Annotated in this window: 1 pseudogene; it reads left to right on the forward strand. The window is 71.9% G+C overall.

Annotation, left to right across the window (positions count from 1 at the left end):
• Nucleotides 1-235: pseudogene (locus ACTFO6_RS19895) on the forward strand (polyprenol phosphomannose-dependent alpha 1,6 mannosyltransferase MptB); the annotation flags it as partial.

The following is a 235-nucleotide window of genomic DNA, read 5'->3' on the forward strand; positions in this document are numbered from 1 at the left end:
GGGAAGGCCTGCTCGCCACGACGATGTTGCTCGTGGGTGCGCTCACGCCTGCCTACCTGCCGGCGAACTCCCCGTGGTGGCCCCGGCTGAGCCGGGTTGGCATGAGCGGTGTCACCTGGCAGGTCATCGGGTCGGCACTGGCGATCACCGGGGTCATCGTGTTGGTCGACGCCTGGCTGCGGCTGCGCCCCGGGCGGCAGGCGAGCACCGTGGATGCGCGGGCGAAGCACTGGGC

This window comes from Pelomicrobium sp. G1 (assembly GCF_051905455.1).
Taxonomy (GTDB): Bacteria; Pseudomonadota; Gammaproteobacteria; order Burkholderiales; family UBA6910; genus Pelomicrobium.